This is a genomic window from Lacrimispora xylanisolvens, assembly GCF_002934545.1.
Taxonomy (GTDB): Bacteria; Bacillota; Clostridia; order Lachnospirales; family Lachnospiraceae; genus Lacrimispora; species Lacrimispora xylanisolvens.
Map to the genome: position 1 here is coordinate 455,864 of NZ_PTJA01000001.1, position 16,364 is coordinate 472,227.

Sequence of the window (16,364 nt, forward strand, 5' to 3'; positions counted from 1 at the left end):
AAACTCAAAAAAATCAGACCGGAGAAAAAGACATTGGCTGTCTTTTCTCCGGTCTGATTTAATACGTTCCCTTTATTTCGATCCCTTTCCCATCAACGATTTCAATGCCGCTACGCCATCCAGTATTTCCTTTTCACTTAAATGACCGTAGCCCAATAATAATTTATTTGTATGTAAATTTTCATCATTGCAGTACTGGGAGACAGTCTGTATTTGAATGCCGTTTTTTTTGCAGTCTGAAACAAAATCATTTCCAAAATTCATATCCGGAAATTCGAGAGCCACATGAAGTCCCGATTCATCGCCCCAGGAATTAACCTTATTGCCAAATGCCTCCTTCGCCGCTGTCAGAAGGGTTTCGCGCTTCTTTGCATACACTTTGCGCATACGCCCAATGTGATGATCCATTTTCCTGCTCTTTAAAAATTCCGTAAGAGCGATCTGCTCTAAAACGGGATTCTGAACATCCAGATAATTCCGGTAATGCCTCCATTTTTCCTGCAGCACTTTAGGAATCACTGCAAATCCGATTCTCAGGGCAGGAAACAGAGTTTTGCTAAAGGTTCCCACATAGATGACCCTGGAGGGATCCATGGAGTAAAGAGGGGTTACCGGTGAACCGCTATAGCGGTATTCACTGTCGTAATCATCCTCAATAATATAGTAATCTTTTTCTGCTGCCAACCGAATAAGGGCTGTGCGGCGTGCAGCAGGCAGAATACTGCCTAAGGGAAACTGGTGGGAAGGAGTAACATATACGGCAGATAAATCCATTGTTTTAATCCATGATTCATCGGCACCCTGCCGGTCAACAGGCATGTAGCACAGAGGATAATTCCGGTCATTTATGACAGTACGAATCCCTGGGTGGGAAGGATTCTCTAACGCAAAAGGCCGTCCTTTTTTATATAAAATATCCACCAGCAAATAGAATGCCTGGGTTGCTCCTGAGGTAATAAACAGATCTTCCGGATCAACCTCCATGCTTCTGCTGCGCATCAGCCACCTGGATATCTCGATACATAAAGGTTCATATCCTTTTGGACCGCTGTATTCCAGCTGATGCACAGAAAGACTATTCAATGCTTTGTGAATCATCTGGCTCCAGGAAGAACACGGAAAAAGTGACAGATCCGGCTGTCCGGTTTTAAAATTCCAACGAATCACCGGCTCGCTTTTTTCTGTAATCTGGGTGCTTTCTGGACTTCCTGGTATCATATGCAGCCCTTCTGACACCCTTGATGGAGCACCCTGCCGGCTGATAATGAACCCCTCTGTCAACAGCATGTCATAGGCTTCACATACAGTATTGCGTGAGGTTCCCAACCCTTTTGCAAGTTCCCTGGTGGAGGGAAGTGGTTCGCCTGGAACAATCTCTCCTGTTAAAATCCGTTTCCGGAGGGAAAGGAAAATCTGGCGTGCCAGACTAATTTCGCTGTTGGTGCATAATTCAATTCCCCACATAATATTTCCTTTCACTGGACCATTGAAAATAAGTCTTAACTGGCTCTTACCATAGCCAGTTCCTTACGATATCATTATAGCAAATATCTGCTGTATTGCAATGCTGTGTGAAAGGGAAGAGATGAAAAATATTTCTGGAAAAATTTATTTAATGCTTGGATTTTCCTTAGCCGGGACTTCCGTTGTTACTGGATCAGTGCTTACGGAAAGTCTGAATGGACGCGTGATAACACCGATCAGCTTAGGGATTATGCTTATATGTCTGTTCCCTTTTTATGGAGTCAGGTCTATTCGTACGGCTGCCCGCCTAAAGAAAAGGGATCTGGCAGTTTTTACGTTGCAGGCGGGCTTTGGGATTGTTTTATTCCGCCTGTTCCTTTTGACAGGCGTGGGTCTGACAAGCACTGTGGAAGCCGGTATCTTAACTGGTACAACACCAGCGATTACCTCTATTCTGGCATTTCTGGTATTAAAAGAAACCTGCCATAGCTGGACTGTATCTGGCATTGCCAGCAGCGTGTTGGGAATTATACTGATACAGAATAGTCCACAGAATTTAGCTGTATTTTCTATAAGCCATGCCGCTGGAAATTTACTGGTTCTCTGTGCTGCGGCAAGTGAATCAACATTCAATATTATCTCAAGAAAATACAGGGAAGAGGGTAATGATACAGAATTACGTTTGGTTCCGCCTATGATACAAATGTATCTGGTATCATTAATTGCCTTTTTATTATCTCTGATCCCTGGTTTTTATAAGATGCCTGTAGCGTTACTTTCTGACATTGGCTGGAAGGAATGGCTGGCACTTGGCTGGTACGGTCTGGTGGTTACTGCCTTGGCTTTTATATTCTTCTTTGAGGGAGTCAGGCGCACGGATGCATATACGACAGCTGCATTTTCAGGTATGATTCCCCTGACCTCCATGCTGCTGTCACTGTTTTTCCTGAAAGAACCAATTGGTCTGAATCAATGGGCTGGGGGAGGTTTTATTATTTTAAGCATGCTTTTAATCGGACGGCAGTCACAAAAAAGGAGGCAATTATGATTATATTTGAAGAAAGCGTAGAAAAAATTTATCCTGGCACTCATTTAGGAGTCCTGATTGTAAAAGGAATTACACAAAAAGCAGAATGCAAAAAAGAAGATGAGGCCGCATTTTTAAATGCGCTGAGGAAGAAATATGAGGGGGTTACCAGAAAAGAATTAAAAAAACAAAGTCCTGTTGATGCCTACGCAGCCTATTACAAAAGGTTTGGACAAAGCTATCATCTGCTGGCACAGCTTGATTCCATGCTAAAAGGGGAAAAAACATGCGTTTATAAATCACCTTTGCTTCAGTCCATGTTTTTTAATGAGCTGGAAAGTATGCTGCTGACTGCCGGTCATGATTTAAACAAGCTGAAGCTACCACTTCACTTAAATCTTGCAGCAGGAACTGAATGCTACCAGTCTATTTCCGGAAGAGAATTGACCGCAGCAGCAGGTGATATGATAATGAGTGACAGCACCAGAGTGTTTTCCAGTATTTTAAAAGGGCCGGACTATGATACCAGATTAACTCCGGATACAAGGGACGTTCTGTTTACAATCTATGCGCCTCCGGGGATTGATGCCTTTAAAGTAAAGACTGCGCTGATAAGACTGGAAGAGAGAATCCGTGCGTTTGCGCCGGGTTCGAAAACGGAGATACTGCAGGTTCTGACAGTTATGAGTCGTTAATAAATGTGAAAAAAATCTCATTGGTTGACAAATGAGATTGTATGAGAGATACTAATAGTAATTTTTGAGTATTGATAAAAATAATTATTTAGGAGGCATGTTATATGAAATTATTTAAATGTACTGTATGCGGCTATGTTCATGAAGGAGAGACCGCTCCGGAAGTTTGCCCGAAATGTAAAGTGGGAGCAGAGAAGTTTGAAGAACTCAGTGAAGAAGATGCTGAAAAAATATACCGTTCTGATCGTACCAACGCCATTCACATGGAAGTGATCACATTAGCAGAGAAGATGATCGCATTATGCAAAGAAGGTATTGAGGATAACTTAGATCCCAAATGTGTATCAGCATTCACACAGGCCAAGGATGAAGCATGGGTTATTAAGCAGAGATCCAAAACAGAGCTTGCAGGTCATATGAAGTTAGGAAAATACTAGAAATCAGAAAAAATTTATTGACTATCTGGTATAATCCGTTATAATTATTTGTAAAGATACAAAGAAGTATTTGAATATGGACTGCTTCTTGTATAAGCTCATTAATATGGTTTGAGCGTCTCGACCAGGCGACCTTAAATTGCCCTAGGCTACATGAGCACAGACTGAACTGCCGCTTCAAAGGAAGCAGTTGTTTTGTGTGTGTTTCGTGTGCCTGGGGCTTTTTTTTATCCAATTGCCCGAAGAAATGCATGCAGACCAGCGGCAAAAACAGGAATGAAAAGGAGTAAGGAAAGGTATGAAAAAGACGATTCGCTTCTTTCTGAATGGGAAATTGAAAGAGATTTCCGTCAATGGGGAAACAACAGTTTTGGAGCTTCTTCGAAGCCGGTTTCAGTTAAATGGAATCAAGGAAGGCTGCGGAGAGGGGGACTGCGGAGCATGCACGGTAGTGATCGGGGAAGTAAGAGAAGGAAAGGTACATTATAAGTCCGTTGCGGGCTGTTTGTATCTGGCAGCAAAGCTGGAGGGGAAACATCTCATTACCATTGAGGGGCTTGCACAAAAAGAAAAGCTTCATCCCATACAGGAAGCTGTTTTAAATGCACATGCAACCCAGTGCGGATTTTGTACACCAGGCGTAATTTTGTCTATACTGGCTCTGTATCTGGAGAGACCGAATCCCGGAAGAGAAGAATTCCGCAGATATTTAGAGGGAAATCTCTGCCGGTGCACGGGATATGCATCCATTCGGAAAGTGCCGGAATACTTAAAGGATTTAATCATTGATTCTGAAGAAATCCGTCCCTCTTATCTGGAGGAGACAGAAGAAAAACAGCTGGCTTTTGTCCATGAAGACATTTTTATTGATGATGGGGCTCATGCGTATTATTCCCCTGTTTCAGAAGATCACCTGGAAGCTTTTATAAGAGACCACGAAGAGCTTGTTTCCGGACAGAATTTAAGATTTTTAAATGGCGGAAGCGATGTAGTAGTGGGAATCAAGAAAAGAAACCAGCATTACAGACTTCTTGTAGATATCAGCAGAATATCATCTTTGCAAAATATTTCATACAGGGATAATCAGCTGACCATTGGAGGCGGAGTCACATTGTCGGATATTATTGATCGGGTGAATCCATTTTTTCCACAGTTTTCGGATGTGGTTTCAGGCATGTGTTCGGAGCAGGTAAGATCGTCAGCGACCCTGGCAGGTAATCTTGTTAATGCCTCGCCAGTAGCAGATACCGTACCTCTTTTGATGGCAGTAAATGCAGTCGTACATTTAAACGGCTGTAACGGAACAAGAAACGTTCCTGTCCGGGAGTTTTATCATGGTTATAAACAGACAGAGAACAAATCAGATGAGTGGGTTGCTTCTATTTCCATTCCGGTGGGAGAGTATGATTTTATCCACTTTGAAAAGGTCAGCAAGAGAAAAGAAGTGGACATATCCGCAGTTAATTCAGCCATAGCCTTACAGATATCAGAGGGCATGATTAAAAAGGCATCCATAGCCTGCGGAGGTGTAGGCCCTACTACACTTTATATGCCAAAAACCTCTCATTACCTGGAAGGGAAGCCTATGACAGAGGAAACTTTTTTAGGGGCTTATGACATAATCAGCGGAGAGGCATCACCCATCGGCGATGTGAGAGGGAGTGCAGATTACCGGGAAGCTGTAATGGAGAATCTTTTAATGAAACATTATCTGGCTTATGAAAGCAGTCAGGAGGCAGAGTGTCATGAAGAATGAACAGATAAGACAAAACAATCAGTGGGGGCAGGCAGGAACATCACCGTTACACGTAAGCGGACGTGATCACGTAATGGGCCGTTCCCAGTTTATTGATGATATTCCGAAACCCGGAAACCTGCTCTATGTAAAAGTCATGGTTAGTCCATTTGCAAACGGACGGATTGTTAAACTGGATACACAAAAGGCCAGTGAGATGCCAGGGGTGGCTGCTGTTCTGACTGCAGAGGATATTCCGGGTGAGAACCAGATCGGTGGAATCATTAAAGATGAGGTATGTCTGGCTCAGGGGCATGTACAGTTTGTGGGTGAACCTGTTGCAGTCATTGCTGCAGAAAGCATAAGGGAAGCGGAAGCAGCCATGGAACAGATCCTGTTTGAGGTAGAAGAAGAGACACCTGTGCTGACTGTAAGGGAAGCCATAAAAAGAGATCAGTATGTGGGTCCTGTGCGGAAAATAGAACGTGGTGATGTGGAGTCAGTATTTGCTGACTGCCCCTGTTATATGGAGGGTGTAATCAGAAACGACGGACAGGAACATTTTTATCTGGAAACCCAGAGTGCCCTCGCTGTGCCGGAAGACAACGGCGGCATTACCCTGTATTCCTCTTCTCAAAATCCCAATGAGATTCAGAAGATGGCATCGGGAGTTCTGGGGCTGCCTCAGAATATGGTTACAGTTGACATTAAAAGACTGGGCGGAGGATTCGGTGGAAAGGAATCCCAGGCAACCTCCTGGGCCTGCCTTGCCGCTCTTACAGCCTATCATACAGGGCAGCCTGCTCTGATACGCCTGACCAGAGATGAGGATATGCTCTCAACTGGAAAGCGCCATGCTTTTGAAAGCGATTATCGGGTTGCATTTGATAAGGAAGGAAAGATTCTTGCATATTCCGTAGAACTTAATTCCAACTGTGGGGCGGTTGCCGATGTGAGCACCTCCGTTTTGGAGCGGGCAATGCTCCATGCTGAAAACAGTTATCACATTGAAAATATTAAAATTATCGGCAGACCCTGTAAGACAAACTTACACCCCGCTACTGCATTTCGGGGATTTGGCGGACCTCAGGGAATTTTCGCAATTGAAAGTGTTATTGAGAGAATTGCATATACCCTGGGACTGGATCCATATGATGTGAGAATGAAGAACATGTACCACAAAGGAGATCTGGCTCCTTACGGGCAGGAAATCCATCATGGGGAAGACATTGGAAGAATCTTAGAAAAACTGAGAGCTGACAGCCGGTGGGATGAACGGAAAAAAGAGATTGCTGCGTTCAATCAGAAAAACCGGTTTGCGAAAAAAGGACTTGGGATCACTCCGGTGAAGTTTGGCATTTCCTTTACGGCAGCCCATTTAAACCAGGGAAGTGCCCTGATTCAGGTATATACAGATGGATCAGTTTCCGTCACCCACGGAGCCATTGAGATGGGCCAGGAAGTTAACACAAAGATCGCCCAGATTGCGGCAACTACCCTGGGGGTTCCCATTGGAACAATCAGAATTGAAAGCAATAATACCAAACGAGTCGCCAACACTTCGGCAACTGCTGCGTCTTCCGGATGTGATTTAAACGGGCATGCGGTGGAGAATGCCGCGCTTAAAATCCTTGGAAGGCTTAAAGAACTGGTATCAAAGTTATATCCCGGAGAAGACGGAGTATTTGAGAACGGCTATGTCTATGGGGTGCATGAGGGGAAAACAGATTATGAGAATCCTCTTATTTCATTTAAGGAGCTGGTACAAAAAGCATATTTTGAGCGGATTGATTTATGCGATCATGGGTATTATGCAACTCCTGGTATCTACTTTGACAGGGACAAAGGAGAAGGGCATCCATTTTTATATTATGTATTTGGCGCTGCAGTCACAGAAGTAACCGTTGATTTGCTTACCGGCCGCACTACCCTTGATTCAGCCCATATCCTTCACGACTGCGCAAGCAGCATTAACCCGATGGTGGATATCGGTCAGATTCAGGGTGCTTTTATCCAGGGCGTGGGCTGGGTTACAACGGAAGAACTGGTGTATCAGGACAAAGGAAGACTTCTAAGCAGTTCACCGGCAACCTATAAGATTCCAACCATCGGCGATATTCCGGAGGAATTTCATATTGAACTGATGGAAGGCTGCATGAATGAACTTGGCATTAAGCGGTCAAAGGCCATTGGAGAACCGCCGTTTATCTATGGAGAATCCGTATTTTTTGCTATTACAAATGCTCTTAGTTCTCTGGGAATTTATCCGGATGAATTAAGCATTCCGGCAACTCCGGAGAAAATCTGGAGAGTGATAAAAAGGAATAAAGAACAGTGATCCGATAACGATTGGATTATAGAGAAAAGGAGAGAAGCTTATTGACCGCTTTTCTCCTTTTGTTTTTGAGTAATGAATTTAAGAATCGCGTCAGTAGATATTTCCTGCTGATCTTCTTCAGAAATCAAAGCAATACCATCCCCTTTCTGACTTCCATAATTTCCAAAGCCAGCGTGATTTCCCCCCTCTATGGGTATCACATCTGCAGCTCCTTTTATTTTTTCCCGGCTTAACACACCATCCATAGTTCCATACAGCACAAGCGCCTTTTGTGTGTCAATATCTCCATAAGGATAGGCGCCAAGAAGGATCAGTCCATTCAAGGAGTCAGGGTGAGATGCCATGTAACTGCTTGCCATGGCTCCACCCAGAGAATGTCCGCCAATATACCAGTTTTTTATATCCGGTATCTCCTTCATGATTTTATCTGCGGCGGCGGGGTTAAATACAGCAAGATGAAATGGCATTTTAACAAGGATACAGGTGATTCCCTGGTCGGAGATTTTTGACAGAAGCGGATAGTAAGCCGCCGCTTCCACTTTTCCCCCTGGATAAAAAATAAGGGCCGTATCGGTCTGGGTTTTGGAAGGTAAAAGGATATACTGGCTTTCCTCTTTTGCACGTCCGCTTTTTATGTCCTGATTCAATGCGTTTACAGCAACGTCTTCTGCTTTATAGTAGATGGATGTATAAATAAAAAATGCAGTGATAAAGAGGATCATGGTTGTCAGGAAGACTGCTGCCGTTTTTTTAAACAACCTTTTCATAAACATCAATCCTTTCAATGAAATAAGTAATGAAACACGTTACAGGTATTATATACCTTCAACAGGGCATTTAAAACAGATTTACTTGAGTAAACAGATCGAATGATTTATATTTATCGTGTCAGGAGGTGTTCCATTGAGATTATTGCTGCAGCATAGAAAAGAGTTACAGGAAACAGAGATAGAAATCAGATATCCAAATATGACGGAACGGATTACAAGGCTGGTCCAGCACATCAGGCAATATAATTTTACGCTGGAAGGTTTTAAAGAAGATAAGGTTTATCAGATTCCTTTGGATCAGGTTTGTTACATCGAAACAATAGACAGGAAAACATTTATCTATTCAGACAGGAATATTTATGAGACAAGAAAGACCATTCAGGGAATGGAGTCGGAGCTGGAGGAAACAACGATTGTCCGAATTTCTAAATCGCAATTACTAAATATTACTGCTGTCAACAGTGTGAAATCCTATCCAAATCACAGACTTATGGTAGAACTTAATAACGGAGAGCATCTTCTTGTTTCAAGAAAATATATAACAGACTTAAAAGAAAAGATAAGGAGATAATATGGTGCATAAGATTTTGAAAACATATATACCTGCGATTTCAATGTGCTTTACGGTCATAATATTGCTGGCAGGTATGATTAATTTAGTTACTGAGGGTAGAAAAAACCTCTTTATTGGGTTTGCCTTTGAAGTGGCGGGGTATTTAGTTCTTACCTGCATTTTAGATGAACTGATAGGGAGAATTAATTTTAAGACGTATCTGGGACATTTTATTGCAGAAGCAGCATTGCTGTATCCAGTTAACCTGTTCTTTGCAGTGAATTTTAAATGGATTGGCATTAATACAGGCTCCATTATACTGTGTTCCATCGTGTATTTTTTTGTAATGGCAGCGAATCATTTATATTTTTACTATATGGAAAAAAGCAGCGCAGAGGAAATAAACCGATTATTGGAAGATTGGAGAGACAGGAATGTGTGATAGATCGAAATTTCCTGATTCGGCATCATTTTTTATGTATCATATTGCTTTATTACTTATGATAGCGGCAGAAGCCTTTATCGTTATCTATACACATCCAAAAGACCGGGAGACAGATAAAACCAATAAGCGGGATAAAGGAACCAAATGGCTGCTGATTATTAATTTTTATGTATGTATTTATTTGAGTTTCTTTATGGTTGGACAGAAAGGCTGGGACTCCATTCTCAATACTAAATTGCCAGTGGTGTTCACCTGCCCTGGAATTATTTTAATGCTGGCTGGAATTCTGATCCGTTTATGGGCGGTATTAACGTTAAAGAGATCGTTTACTTTAACAGTGCAGACTTCCAAAGAGCAGCATCTTATCACTACTGGCATCTACAAAAAAGTTAGAAATCCGGCATATACAGGAAGTATCTGCAGTCTGGCTGGGACAGCGCTTGGACTTAGGGGTGCGATTGCATTGGCTATGGTATTGACAGGTTCCATAATAAGCTATTCAGCCAGGATTTCCGTGGAAGAGGAGGTTTTAAGAAGCCATTTTGGAAACGAATATAAGGAATATGAAAAACACACCTATCGGTTGATTCCTTATGTGTGGTAGACTGTTTCTATTTAGTACCTAAGTTTCTTGAAATAGTTGATTTAAAAGATCAGCTTCCGTCTTTTTTCTGCAATACCCATACACCGGAAGTGTAACTGGTGAAAGAGATGGAAGTACTTTTAACCGCCTCTCTTGCTTTATTAATTTTTCAGGCAACAATGCAATAGCCCGGTTGGCTGACAGCAGAGTAATCATTAAATCCAGGGTGTCCACTTCAATCAAAGACAATTGAATTTTTCCCTGACTCAGGGTCTGCAAGGTTAAATGGCGAAGTGGGCATAGCTTATCCCGGCTGACTATGACCGGCAAAACTTCTTCCTGGTTCCAATCCAGGCTGGAGGAGGCAGCCCATAAAAGGACTTCCGGGTATTGAATCTGAAAAATTCCAGTATCCGGAGACTGGGGCATGTGAGTGATGACTATATCATAAATCTGACTGTTAAAGTTACGGTTTAATTTTTTTACAGCATCAGTATGCATGGTAAAATAACTGCTTTTTTCAAATAGCCATGGGAAGTAGAGCCTGGAAAGAAGCTGTGTTGAGCCTACACGGATTTCCTGGCTTTCCGTCTGAAATTCCTGGTACAGTTTTTTAAGTGTATCTTCCATTATAACGGCATATTGATAAAAACGTTCTCCTTCAGGAAGTATTTTAAGCCCTGATCTGGTACGGAGAAAAAAAGTACCATGAAATTCTTTCTCAAGTTTCATAAGACGGGCGGACACATTGGACTGGGTATAGTTCAGGAGTTCTGCTGTTTTCGTTATGGATCTGTTTCTGTATAACTCCATAAAGATAGTGATGTCATTTATTTCCATATTTTCTCTCCTATCCATCATTATGAATGATGTTTGAATTCATTATTAATTATTATACTATTATGAAATAGTAATGTAAAATGAAGTTATAGAAAATAAAAGGAGGGAGATTTAAAATGACAGGAATGCAGTATGTAATAACACTTCCAGGTGATTACGATATGGATATTATCAGAAAACGGGTGAAGGAAAACGGAAATAAAACGGATGGCTTTCCGGGATTGAAATATAAATGCTATCTGATACGTGAAAAAGGGATGGATGGTTTTGAACAGGCATATGCGCCTCTTTATTTATGGGATCAGGAAGAGGGCATGAATCAATTTCTCTTTGGCGGATATTATGATCAAATCATCAAATCCTTTGGCTGGCAGCAAGTTAATATTGGCGTACCTCTGTTTGCCGAATTTGATAATCAGTTTCTGAATTCCCGCTATGTAATGGAAATAACCGGCAGTATCTCTCCGGAATTATCCTTAAGTAATGTTCCCCGGAAAATCAGGCTGATGACAGAAAGCAAAGAGGAAATCACCGGGCAGGTATGTATCTATAATCCTGATAAATGGAAATATAGTGTATTTTTATTTATGAAAGAACGCCCTCAAATCCAGGAAGGCTGCAGAATTTATCAGATTCTTCATATTTCAGAGGGAAGGAGCCGCTAAGATCTCACATTCAGTCAATATGTTTGCTTATAATGCCAAAACACTCTGCTTAATAAGTGCTTTGGCATTTTTTTGCTGCTACAGATAGTAAGGAGGAGTGGATCACTTTCATTTTATTAATTCCTGTCCGCAGGACATTGACATTTGTCTGCTGATTATCTAAAATAACAAGCGGGAGAGGAGTTATACATATGAATAATGTTTCATTGAGCGTATTACTGATCATTTCTTCTGCACTGATCGGTAATTTTGTTATTTATGGTCTTGCCAGAAGAAAAATTCCTGGTGTTTTCTATTTTTGTCTTTTAATGACTGCAATGATTTTTCACTGCGTAGGGTATGCATTTGAGCTGTTGTCAGATACAGTGGGAACCATGTATATCTGGACTCGTGTTGAATATATTGGAGCGTCATTTTATCCGTTTTTAATTATGATGTTTACCAGGGAGTATACAGAAGAAAAAAAGTTTGCCAATCGATTTGTGGTAACCCTCATACTGATGGTTAATGTCATTACATTAATTCTTGTTTATACCAATAATTATCATTTTCTATATTACTCATCCATAGGCGTGGACGATTCACCTGGATTTCCCATACTGGTACTGGAAAAGGGAATCTGGTATTATATTCAGGTGCTCGTTCTCTGCATTTCCATTTTATACAGCATAACGGTATTAATAATAAAACTGAAAAGATCCAGTGGCAGTTACAGGGATAAAGTGTTGTTTCTGTTATTAGGGGTAAGTGCACCTGTAATTACGATGATGCTTTATATGTTGGGGGTGGGGCCTGTTTATCTGGATCTGACTCCATTTTCCTATTTCATTATGAGCATTTCCATTACAGTGGGTCTTTTCAGATATGATATGCTGGTTCTTAATCCAATTACCTATGAAATGATATTCCAAAGCATTAACGAAGCGGTTCTTGTAATCGACAGCAATGGCATGCTGTTAGGTTTTAATAATGTATCCAAAGAATTTTTCCCGTCTCTCTCAAAAATGAAAATCGGACAGTCTTATGAATTGATTGAAGAGTTAAAAGACCATAACCTGGACTCGATAAATCCGGTACATGAAATTTGTGGCAGGAAATACAGTTTTAAGGCAATTGCGATGAAAACTCACAGAGTCTGCATTTATGTTGCCAATGATATCACAGAATCGGAAAATGCAAAAAAACAGCTGGAGATTCTGGCGACCATTGATTCTCTGACCGGGCTTTATAACCGCAGATATTTTATGGAACAGGTGGAGCAGTCCCGTTTAGACGGTGTATTCATAATTATGGACTTAGATCATTTTAAAGTGATCAATGATACCTTCGGTCATTTTGAGGGAGACCGGGTTTTAAGTGATTTTGGAATATTGATTCAGCATACCTTTCCAGACCATATTTCCTGCCGTTACGGAGGGGAAGAGTTTGCCATATTTCTGGCAGAAACCAGTTTGGGAGAGGCTTATAAACGGGTGGAGTCTTTAAGACAGAAAAACAATATGGGAACACAGAGCTGCAAGGTCACATTTTCAGCTGGAATTTCTGAATATGTGTTAGGAACAGAGACAGTCTCTGAGGCACTGATACAGGCAGACAAAAAGCTTTACGAAGCAAAGGAGAGGGGAAGAGACAGAATTTGCTTTTAAAGTTTTATGATTTTCCTCAGACAATATGCAGCAATTGAAGACAGGAAAAAAACAATCTGAAATCTTATAATGATATGTGACAAGGGGGTGCAGATAATGGAATGGGTGAAACTTTTACAAACGGCGCTTGACTACATGGAGGCTCATCTTTTGGAGAAGATCAGCTATGAGGATGTTGCCAGAGAGGTCCATATGTCCAGCTATAATTTTCACAGAACCTTTAGTCTCATGGCAGGAATGACAGCCAGTGAGTACATAAGGAACCGCAGGCTGTCTCTGGCTGGCCAGGAGCTTCAGATGACGGATATTAAGGTGATTGATGCTGCCTATAAATACGGATATGAAACTCCGGAAAGCTTTGCAAAGGCATTTTCCAGATTTCACGGAGTGACTCCGAAAGCGGCAAAGTTAAGGGGTACCCGGCTTTCATTATTCAATGCCCTGGTTATTAAAATCACATTGGAAGGTGGAAAAAATATGGATTACAGAATTGTGGATACGGGGAATATGAGATTTGCTGCAAAAGTGAAAGCATTTAAAAATGAGATAATAAACGACGGGGAAAATCATGAGATACCTGATTTCTGGACAGCGTGCAGGAAGGAAAAGATTTTTGATGAGCTTTATGCGCTGGGGCAGGAAGGGAAAAGAGATATTTACGGGTTGTGCAGCCCTACCAGAGAAAACGAAGGGACTTTTGACTACGGTATCGGAGTAATCCTTGATGCGGATACACCGGTTGAGAAAGTGGAAGAGTTACTTAGTCAGGGATATCGGATCTGGGAGACCGGGCCTGCAACGTATGCAGTTTTCTCCTGTTTTGGTGATGATGGAGGCTGTATCAGTGAGATGTGGGGCAGATTTTTTAAAGAATTTCTCCCGCAGTCCGGTTATGAACATACGGATGAGACGGATTTCGAAATTTATTTTGAGAAAGGTGCTCCCGGACTGTTCTGTGAACTCTGGATACCTGTTACAGTACGCAAGAAAATGTGACAGGAAGCTGCCCTGGTAATCTGGATAAAATATGGTAGATATGCTATACTTCAGATAACAAATGGATATATGTTAAAAAACACTTGGAGGGGTAAAATGAGGTATCGAAAACTGGGTAAAACGGGGCTAATGGTCAGCGAAATCGGCCTGGGGGGCGAATGGCTGGAACGTAAAAATTATGATGAAGTAAAAGAGGTGGTAAGGCTTTGCAAAGAACAGGGAGTCAATATTTTAGACTGCTGGATGTCAGAGCCAAATGTGAGAACCAATCTGGGGGAAGCGATTAAAGACTGCAGAGATCAATGGATTATACAGGGGCATTTAGGCGCTACCTGGCAGAATGGACAGTATGTCAGAACCCGTGATATGGATAAGGTAAAGGAAGCCTTTGAAGATCTGCTGACCCGTTTCCAGACGGATTACATGGATCTTGGAATGATACACTTTGTGGATGAGTCAGCTGAGTTTGATAATATTATGAACGGGGAGTTTATTGAATACGTCAGGGGGCTGAAAGAAAAAGGAGTGATTCGCCATATCGGTATGAGTACTCACAATCCCGCTGTTGCAAAACTGGCTGCTTTAAGCGGTGAGATTGAGATGATTCTTTTCAGTTTAAACCCGGCATTCGATCTGCTTCCGCCGACAGAGGATATGACTGAATTGTTCCAGAAGGATTATCAGGAAGATTTAAATGGAATAGCTCCTGAGCGGGCTGAACTTTATAAGCTTTGTGACAGGGAAGGTGTTGGTATTACAGTAATGAAGGGATATGGGGGAGGCAGGCTGTTTTCAGCAGAAAATTCTCCTTTTGGAGTGGCTTTAACTCCGGTGCAGTGCATTCATTATGCTCTCACCCGTCCGGCAGTCGCTTCCATAATGGTGGGATTAAGCACACCAGATGAAGTAAAAGCGGCTCTTGCCTACGAGACTGCCACAGAACAGGAAAAGGATTATGCCAGTGTACTTGCCAGTGCTCCCCATCATGCCTATTCCGGTCAGTGTACTTATTGTGGTCATTGCGCACCCTGCCCTGCCCACATCGATATTGCCATGGTAAATAAACTGTATGATCTGGCTGCCATGCAGGAAGAAGTTCCTGGGACAGTACGTGCCCATTATGAAAATCTTTCATCCAATGCCTCTGACTGTATCGCATGCAAGGCATGTGAAACCCGTTGCCCATTTGAGGTGCCAATTGTTGAAAGAATGGAGAAAGCCAGGGTCTTGCTGGGCTAAAAGTTGGAGGAGGCAGATGAAATTAGCGGTATTTTCCGATATTCACAGTAATTATCATGGGTTTCATGCATGTTACGAGGAAGCAGTAAAAAGAGGGGTGAATCAGTTTCTGTTTCTGGGAGACTATGTCAGTGACTGTGCATACCCGGAAAAGACAATGGGGCTTATCTACCATATCAGAGACCGGTATCCCTGTACTTTTATACGGGGGAACCGGGAGGATTATTTATTAAATCATAAAAACGGGGTAGAAGATGGCTGGGTTTCTCCATCTTCTGCTTCCGGAAGTCTTTTGTATACCTACGAACATCTGACAATAGAAGATCTGGAATTTTTTGAAAGTATGGATTTGTCAGGAAAAATGAAGACAGAAGGTTATTCTGATTTTTATTACTGCCACGGAACGTTAGAAAATACCAGGGGTGTGTTCCACCTGGGAAGTGAAAGCGCAAAGGAAGTGCTGAACCATTTGGATGCAGATCTTATTATCTGCGGACATACTCACAGGCAGGGGATCTTCCAATATAAAGGGAAGACTCACGTCAATACGGGGTCTGTAGGTGTTCCCTGGGACTATGGCGGAGATGCGCAGTTTTGTATTCTTCACGGAGATAAGGGAATATGGAAACCGGAGCTGATTCAGTTGAATTACGATAAATCTTTGGCGGTAAAGGAACTATATGAAAGCCATTTAAATGAAAAGGCCAGGGTCTGGACGAGGATTGTTGAGAAAACACTGATTACAGGAATTGATCAGTCCATGCTTTGCCTTACAACTGCACTTAAAAAATGGGAGAACGACGGAGGGAGCGGTATCTGGTCCATGCTTCCAGAAACGTATTGGGAAGATGCAGCAGCTGAATTGGGATTATGAATAGTATATAAAAATAAAGGTGATATCTTTGGCAGCAGGTTAGCAGCTAAAGATATC

The 16,364-nt window shown here is 42.0% G+C and carries 15 protein-coding genes, 1 pseudogene and 1 riboswitch; of the genes and pseudogenes, 13 read left to right on the plus strand and 3 right to left on the minus strand.

From position 1 onward, the window contains the following. Nucleotides 1-72: 72 nt before the first annotated feature. Complete coding sequence (gene pdxR / locus BXY41_RS02210) at nucleotides 73-1,464, minus strand: MocR-like pyridoxine biosynthesis transcription factor PdxR (RefSeq protein ID WP_104434106.1); 1,392 nt, start codon at nucleotides 1,462-1,464, stop codon at nucleotides 73-75. A gap of 121 nt (nucleotides 1,465-1,585) precedes the next feature. Between pdxR and BXY41_RS02215 the strand changes: the two genes are divergently transcribed. From BXY41_RS02215 to xdhB, 5 genes and pseudogenes are all read left to right on the plus strand, one after another. Further along, nucleotides 1,586-2,512 (plus strand): DMT family transporter, encoded by a 927-nt coding sequence (locus BXY41_RS02215; RefSeq protein WP_104434108.1) that lies wholly within the window; start codon nucleotides 1,586-1,588, stop codon nucleotides 2,510-2,512. Further along, complete coding sequence (locus BXY41_RS02220; RefSeq protein ID WP_104434110.1) at nucleotides 2,509-3,186, plus strand: hypothetical protein; 678 nt, start codon at nucleotides 2,509-2,511, stop codon at nucleotides 3,184-3,186. Before BXY41_RS02215 ends, BXY41_RS02220 begins: the two co-directional genes overlap by 4 nt. A gap of 104 nt (nucleotides 3,187-3,290) precedes the next feature. Beyond that, nucleotides 3,291-3,404: pseudogene (locus BXY41_RS27410) on the plus strand (rubredoxin-like domain-containing protein); the annotation flags it as partial. 287 nt (nucleotides 3,405-3,691) lie between these two features. After that, nucleotides 3,692-3,795: riboswitch (purine riboswitch) on the plus strand. Nucleotides 3,796-3,921: 126 nt separating this feature from the next. After that, entirely contained in the window at nucleotides 3,922-5,379 is a 1,458-nt protein-coding gene (locus BXY41_RS02230) for a xanthine dehydrogenase small subunit (RefSeq protein WP_104434114.1), read from the plus strand. After that, the gene (xdhB, locus tag BXY41_RS02235) at nucleotides 5,369-7,696 is read left to right on the plus strand and encodes a xanthine dehydrogenase molybdopterin binding subunit (protein ID WP_170072150.1); all 2,328 of its coding nucleotides are present in this window, start codon (nucleotides 5,369-5,371) and stop codon (nucleotides 7,694-7,696) included. The genes BXY41_RS02230 and xdhB overlap by 11 nt, the downstream gene beginning before the upstream one ends. A gap of 38 nt (nucleotides 7,697-7,734) precedes the next feature. Here the strand turns inward: xdhB and BXY41_RS02240 are convergent, their stop codons facing one another. Then, on the minus strand, nucleotides 7,735-8,463 hold the full coding sequence (locus tag BXY41_RS02240) for an alpha/beta fold hydrolase (protein ID WP_242980016.1): 729 nt from the start codon (nucleotides 8,461-8,463) through the stop codon (nucleotides 7,735-7,737). A 136-nt stretch (nucleotides 8,464-8,599) separates the two neighbouring features. Here BXY41_RS02240 and BXY41_RS02245 point away from each other — a divergent pair, with 136 nt between their 5' ends. Genes BXY41_RS02245 through BXY41_RS02255 form a run of 3 tightly spaced genes read left to right on the plus strand, consistent with a single transcriptional unit; the run spans nucleotide 8,600 to nucleotide 10,068 of the window. Continuing rightward, nucleotides 8,600-9,037, plus strand: coding sequence for a LytTR family DNA-binding domain-containing protein (locus BXY41_RS02245; protein ID WP_104434120.1), 438 nt, complete (start codon nucleotides 8,600-8,602; stop codon nucleotides 9,035-9,037). Between the two features lies 1 nt (nucleotide 9,038). Then, nucleotides 9,039-9,461, plus strand: coding sequence for a hypothetical protein (locus tag BXY41_RS02250; RefSeq protein WP_104434122.1), 423 nt, complete (start codon nucleotides 9,039-9,041; stop codon nucleotides 9,459-9,461). After that, nucleotides 9,454-10,068, plus strand: a complete 615-nt coding sequence (locus tag BXY41_RS02255) for a methyltransferase family protein (RefSeq protein ID WP_104434124.1) — start codon at nucleotides 9,454-9,456, stop codon at nucleotides 10,066-10,068. Before BXY41_RS02250 ends, BXY41_RS02255 begins: the two co-directional genes overlap by 8 nt. Nucleotides 10,069-10,086: 18 nt before the next feature. On the opposite strand, the gene BXY41_RS02260 is transcribed toward BXY41_RS02255, so the two are convergent. Continuing rightward, nucleotides 10,087-10,887 carry a LysR family transcriptional regulator gene (locus tag BXY41_RS02260; RefSeq protein WP_170072152.1) on the minus strand — a complete coding sequence of 267 codons (801 nt, stop codon included), beginning with the start codon at nucleotides 10,885-10,887 and terminating at the stop codon, nucleotides 10,087-10,089. Nucleotides 10,888-11,003: 116 nt separating this feature from the next. Between BXY41_RS02260 and BXY41_RS02265 the strand changes: the two genes are divergently transcribed. The 5 genes from BXY41_RS02265 (at nucleotide 11,004) to BXY41_RS02285 (ending at nucleotide 16,307) form a co-directional block, all read left to right on the plus strand. Beyond that, nucleotides 11,004-11,552 carry a DUF4865 family protein gene (locus BXY41_RS02265; RefSeq protein ID WP_104434128.1) on the plus strand — a complete coding sequence of 183 codons (549 nt, stop codon included), beginning with the start codon at nucleotides 11,004-11,006 and terminating at the stop codon, nucleotides 11,550-11,552. Between the two features lie 191 nt (nucleotides 11,553-11,743). Further along, nucleotides 11,744-13,198 carry a histidine kinase N-terminal 7TM domain-containing diguanylate cyclase gene (locus BXY41_RS02270; protein WP_104434130.1) on the plus strand — a complete coding sequence of 485 codons (1,455 nt, stop codon included), beginning with the start codon at nucleotides 11,744-11,746 and terminating at the stop codon, nucleotides 13,196-13,198. Between the two features lie 96 nt (nucleotides 13,199-13,294). Beyond that, complete coding sequence (locus BXY41_RS02275) at nucleotides 13,295-14,194, plus strand: AraC family transcriptional regulator (protein ID WP_104434132.1); 900 nt, start codon at nucleotides 13,295-13,297, stop codon at nucleotides 14,192-14,194. 96 nt (nucleotides 14,195-14,290) lie between these two features. Beyond that, a complete protein-coding gene (locus BXY41_RS02280; RefSeq protein ID WP_104434134.1) occupies nucleotides 14,291-15,433 on the plus strand; it encodes an aldo/keto reductase in 1,143 nt (380 codons plus the stop codon). A gap of 16 nt (nucleotides 15,434-15,449) precedes the next feature. Further along, the gene (locus tag BXY41_RS02285) at nucleotides 15,450-16,307 is read left to right on the plus strand and encodes a metallophosphoesterase family protein (protein WP_170072154.1); all 858 of its coding nucleotides are present in this window, start codon (nucleotides 15,450-15,452) and stop codon (nucleotides 16,305-16,307) included. Nucleotides 16,308-16,364: the final 57 nt, after the last annotated feature.

What these genes read in the sequence shown, in the direction of transcription:
- BXY41_RS02250 (WP_104434122.1), top strand. Translation starts at nt 9,039, where the DNA reads ATGGTGCATAAGATTTTGAAAACATATATACCTGCGATTTCAATGTGC.
- pdxR (WP_104434106.1), bottom strand. Translation starts at nt 1,464, where the DNA reads ATGTGGGGAATTGAATTATGCACCAACAGCGAAATTAGTCTGGCACGC.
- BXY41_RS02280 (WP_104434134.1), top strand. Translation starts at nt 14,291, where the DNA reads ATGAGGTATCGAAAACTGGGTAAAACGGGGCTAATGGTCAGCGAAATC.
- BXY41_RS02260 (WP_170072152.1), bottom strand. Translation starts at nt 10,887, where the DNA reads ATGGAAATAAATGACATCACTATCTTTATGGAGTTATACAGAAACAGA.
- BXY41_RS02220 (WP_104434110.1), top strand. Translation starts at nt 2,509, where the DNA reads ATGATTATATTTGAAGAAAGCGTAGAAAAAATTTATCCTGGCACTCAT.
- BXY41_RS02265 (WP_104434128.1), top strand. Translation starts at nt 11,004, where the DNA reads ATGACAGGAATGCAGTATGTAATAACACTTCCAGGTGATTACGATATG.
- BXY41_RS02270 (WP_104434130.1), top strand. Translation starts at nt 11,744, where the DNA reads ATGAATAATGTTTCATTGAGCGTATTACTGATCATTTCTTCTGCACTG.
- BXY41_RS02275 (WP_104434132.1), top strand. Translation starts at nt 13,295, where the DNA reads ATGGAATGGGTGAAACTTTTACAAACGGCGCTTGACTACATGGAGGCT.
- BXY41_RS02230 (WP_104434114.1), top strand. Translation starts at nt 3,922, where the DNA reads ATGAAAAAGACGATTCGCTTCTTTCTGAATGGGAAATTGAAAGAGATT.
- xdhB (WP_170072150.1), top strand. Translation starts at nt 5,369, where the DNA reads ATGAAGAATGAACAGATAAGACAAAACAATCAGTGGGGGCAGGCAGGA.
- BXY41_RS02255 (WP_104434124.1), top strand. Translation starts at nt 9,454, where the DNA reads ATGTGTGATAGATCGAAATTTCCTGATTCGGCATCATTTTTTATGTAT.
- BXY41_RS02215 (WP_104434108.1), top strand. Translation starts at nt 1,586, where the DNA reads ATGAAAAATATTTCTGGAAAAATTTATTTAATGCTTGGATTTTCCTTA.
- BXY41_RS02240 (WP_242980016.1), bottom strand. Translation starts at nt 8,463, where the DNA reads ATGAAAAGGTTGTTTAAAAAAACGGCAGCAGTCTTCCTGACAACCATG.
- BXY41_RS02285 (WP_170072154.1), top strand. Translation starts at nt 15,450, where the DNA reads ATGAAATTAGCGGTATTTTCCGATATTCACAGTAATTATCATGGGTTT.